This window comes from Vibrio sp. V03_P4A6T147 (assembly GCF_002241085.1).
GTDB classification, from domain to species: domain Bacteria; phylum Pseudomonadota; class Gammaproteobacteria; order Enterobacterales; family Vibrionaceae; genus Vibrio; species Vibrio anguillarum.
Window position 1 is genome coordinate 1 of record NZ_NDIO01000201.1, and the last position, 4,445, is coordinate 4,445.

The following is a 4,445-nucleotide window of genomic DNA, read 5'->3' on the forward strand; positions in this document are numbered from 1 at the left end:
TCTATTGATGGTCACTTTTTAGCTTAATTTTTATAAAGTCATCAAGAAAATTCACGTAACCTAAGCTCTGTTTTTCTCGATCTTACGTCGCTTTTCTTGGTTAATCGCGTATTATGAAGCACTTTGATTTTCGCTATCTTTAGGGTTGGAATGAAGTTTCTTCACACCTCTGACTGGCATCTCGGTCGACAATTTCACAACGTTTCTTTATTGGATGATCAGCGCGCAGTACTCAATCAGTTGATTGAGTATCTGCAGTGTAATCGGGTGGATGCTTTAATCGTCGCCGGAGATATCTACGATCGTTCAGTTCCACCGACTGCAGCCATTGAATTGATGGATGATATAGTCAACCGCGTGTGCAACGAGCTTTCCATCCCCTTAATTATGATCCCCGGTAACCACGACGGGGCGAAGCGTTTAGGCTTTGCGGCCAAGCAGATGCAACACTCGGGCTTGCACATTATTAGCAATTTTGAACAGATGATGCAGCCTGTGGTACTAAAATCAGCCATTGCTGGTGAAGTGGCATTTTATGGTATGCCTTATAACGACCCTGAAGTAGTTCGCCACCACTTTGGAGAGTCCGTAACCAGTCATGATGAAGCCCATCAATACCTTATTGAGAAGATTATATCGCAGTGGAATCCGTCACAACGTCACGTTATGATTGGCCACTGCTTTGTTGATGGCGCTATCGAATCTGACTCTGAACGTCCTTTGTCCATTGGCGGCTCTGATCGTGTCAGTCATCAACACTTTGTACCTTTTGATTATGTTGCGCTCGGCCATCTGCACCAACCGCAGAAAAAGGGGGAAGAGTATATCCGCTACTCTGGCTCTCTAATGAAATACAGTTTTTCAGAGCAGCACCACAAGAAAGGGGCGACCTTGGTTGAATTTGATGAACAAGGTTTTGCCAGCGCCACGCATGTGACACTGACTGCTCCTCATAGCATGCGTATTATTGAAGGTGAGTTGCTGGAGATCATCGAGCAAGGTAAAACAGACCCACACAACCACGATTATCTGTTGGTTCGTCTTACCGACAAACACGCGATACTGGACCCGATGGAAAAACTGCGTCAATCCTACCCCAACGTACTGCATTTAGAAAAACCGGGCATGTTGGTGGGAGTTGATCAAGCAATGGGGCGTGCACGTTTGGCACGCGGTGAGGTGGATATGTTCCGCGATTTTTTCTTAGAAGCTAAGCAAGAAGCGTTAACCGCAGCGCAAGAGCAAGCGATGATCGACGTCATTCAAGCACTAAAGCCGGGAGCCCAAGTCTAATGCGTCCAATACAATTGACCCTGCAAGCATTTGGCCCCTTTGCTCATAAAGAAGTGGTGGATTTTACCGCCTTGGGAGCCTCACCGCTATTTTTGATTAATGGTCCAACCGGAGCGGGCAAAAGTTCACTGCTCGATGCCATTTGCTACGCTTTGTATGGTGAAACGACGGGCAGTGAGCGCACTGGTGATCAAATGCGCTGCGACTACGCGGACCCGCACACGCTCACCGAAATCAGCTACCAGTTTGAGCTTGGCGGGCGAATCTACCAAGTTGATCGCTCGCCCGACCAAGAAGTGCCGAAAAAACGCGGTGAAGGCTCAACAAAAAAATCCCATGCCGCGAGCTTGTTTGAATGGGTCGATGGCGAAATGAAATTGCTTGCTAACAAACCCAATCCCGTCGGTAAAGCAATGGTGGAATTGATCGGTTTAGATGTAAAACAGTTTCGCCAAGTGATGGTCATCCCCCAAGGGAAATTTCGTGAATTACTGACTGCCAACTCCAAAGAGCGGGAGCAAATCTTTGGTCAGTTGTTTCAAACTCACATTTATAGCCAAATTGAACGAGCGCTGTTTGAGAAAGCGGCGGGGATCCGCAAAGCGAAAGAAGAATTTGATCACCAAATTAAAGGCGCATTGGACGTCGTGAACGCAACTAGCGAGTCACACCTTGAAGCGTGCATTGCTGAGCTGTCACCCCAATTAACGGCCGCTCACGCAGCGTACCTAGATGCCCAGCAAAGGTTTGATGCAGCGAGCAGCGAGCAAAAAGCGGCGCAAACCCTTGCTAAACAATTTCAAGAGCAGCGTCAACTCGTGCAACTTAAAGCCGATCATGATGCACAATCGTCAGTCATCGATGCGGTAAAAGCTCAAAGGCATCAAGCCTTACAAGCTACGCGCTTAGATTCACCCTATTACGAATTACAATCGTCACAACGTCAGTTAGAAGCGGCCAACCAAGCAAGAGCCGAAAAAGAGCAAGCGCTTACGCAGTCACAACAGCAGTGGCAACAGGCCAAAGCGGCTCAAGAAGACGCGGCAGAAAAAGTCAAAATAGTGCCGAATCTGATGCAACAAATTTATGACTTAAACCTAATCAAAACTAAGCTTGTTGAACGGGAGCATCATCAAAAAGCGCTGCAACAAGCCTTACGTGAAGTGGAGCTCGCGACGCAGAATCGCCACAACTTGCACACCGCTGTTGAGCAATTTGAACAGCAAATTATGCTTAAGCGTCAAGAGTGCGAAAGAGTCAACCAACAGTTGGCTGAGTTAAAAGGACAGCGCTTAGAGCTTGAAACCATCAAACAGCAGATTGATCGCTTATTAAAGCTGCAGCAGCTTGAACAGCGTTTAGCCACAGAGCAAGCTGCACTGAGCTATAGTCAGCAGCAGTTTGATTTGGCACAGCACGCAACGTTGGACGCGAAGCAGCAAGCCGATAAATTAGAGCTGATTTGGCACACCAACCAAGCCGCCGAGCTGGCTCGAACCTTGGAGCAAGGCGACGAGTGCCCGGTGTGTGGCAGTTGCGATCATCCTAAATTAGCGCGTTATGCCGGAGAAACGGTGACTAAGGCGCAAGTGCAGCAGGCAAGAGCGATACAGCAAAACAAACTGGCCACAGAGCAAGAAACGCTAAAACAGCAACAGCAACGAGCGACCCAATACGCACGGCTTGAACAAGAGATGGCAAGTTTGAGGGAGTCATTATCTGGAAATACGCAAAGTTTAGTACAACTGCAGCAAGCTCAAAGCGATCTTGAACATTCCATTGCTCATCTTGAATCGCTCAATCCAGAGCAATTAGCTCAACAATTGGCAAAATTAGAACTGCAGTTAGCACAAGCTAAGCAAAATGCTGAAACGCAGCAGCATAAAGTCGAACAGGCCACCCTGACGGTTGCCAAAGAGCAGACCGAAGTTTCTGCCTTAAGCCAAGGGATCCCGGAGTTGTATCAAGACAGTTTGCATTTGAACGAATCTTTAACCCAGTTAGAGCTGCAATTGGCTAATCTCAACCGTTTAGATGCGGAAACCAAAGCGCGCTTCAATCAAGCGAACGCCGATTTTTCTGGTGCGAAAGCGGCGTTGGCGGCGGCGGTCGAACACCAGATTCATTGGCAAAATGCGTTTACGCAGTCACAGCAGCAGTGGCACAGTGCGCTGATTGAGAGCCAGTTCGACGATACTGAGCACTATTTACAGGCACGTTTATCTTCACAGCAGATCGAGCAGCTTGAAAAGCAGATCAAACAATTTGACGAAAGAAGTACGACGTTAAACGCCCAGCTTCAAACATTAGCCAGTGAGCTGAGTGAAAAAAGTGAGCCCAATCTTGCTGAGTATGCAAGCGCGGTCGAGGCTGTAGCCATGTTACAGCAAAGCGCATTGGATCAATGGAGCACGTTACGGTCTAAAATGGATGCCTTAACCAGTGTGAAAGAAAAAATCGCTATTTTACATATAAAAAATGAAGCCTTAGAGCAAGAGTACCAAGTATTTGGGACTTTGAGCGATATCGCCAACGGCAAAACAGGCGCTAAAGTGAGTTTACATCGCTTTGTTCTTGGCGTGCTGTTAGATGATGTGCTGATCCAAGCCTCAATGAGGCTGCAGATCATGAGTAAGGGGCGTTACCTGCTCAAGCGTAAAGAAGATCGCGCCAAAGGTAATGTGGGTTCAGGGCTTGATCTGATGGTCGAAGATGGTTACACCGGAAAATGGCGAGATGTGGCGACCTTGTCTGGTGGTGAATCTTTTATGGCGGCGTTGTCATTGGCGCTGGGTTTATCGGATGTGGTGCAATCATATAGCGGCGGTATTAAACTGGATACACTGTTCATCGATGAAGGTTTTGGCAGTTTAGATCCTGAGTCATTGGACTTGGCGATTCAAACCCTTGTCGACTTACAACAAGGAGGCCGAACGATCGGCATCATTTCTCACGTGAGCGAGCTGAAAGAGCAAATAGCCTTACGCATTGATGTCGATGTGGCGAGAAATAACGGCAGCTCAATAAGACTTGTTGCATAATGAATGGGAATGTGGTCTATCTTGTGCTAGTTATTAATAGATATGGCGTGATGAGTGTAACTGACTTCGACGCTTTCAAAAAAACAGGTTATGCACAATCAGGTTATGCAC

2 protein-coding genes are annotated in these 4,445 nt (G+C 47.4%); both read left to right on the plus strand.

All coding sequences use genetic code 11. From position 1 onward, the window contains the following. The first annotated feature begins 150 nt into the window (after window positions 1–150). A complete protein-coding gene (locus tag B9J84_RS08100) occupies window positions 151–1,293 on the plus strand; it encodes an exonuclease SbcCD subunit D (RefSeq protein ID WP_094123912.1) in 1,143 nt (380 codons plus the stop codon). Then, window positions 1,293–4,334 carry an AAA family ATPase gene (locus B9J84_RS08105; protein WP_094123913.1) on the plus strand — a complete coding sequence of 1,014 codons (3,042 nt, stop codon included), beginning with the start codon at window positions 1,293–1,295 and terminating at the stop codon, window positions 4,332–4,334. Before B9J84_RS08100 ends, B9J84_RS08105 begins: the two co-directional genes overlap by 1 nt. Window positions 4,335–4,445 lie beyond the last annotated feature (111 nt).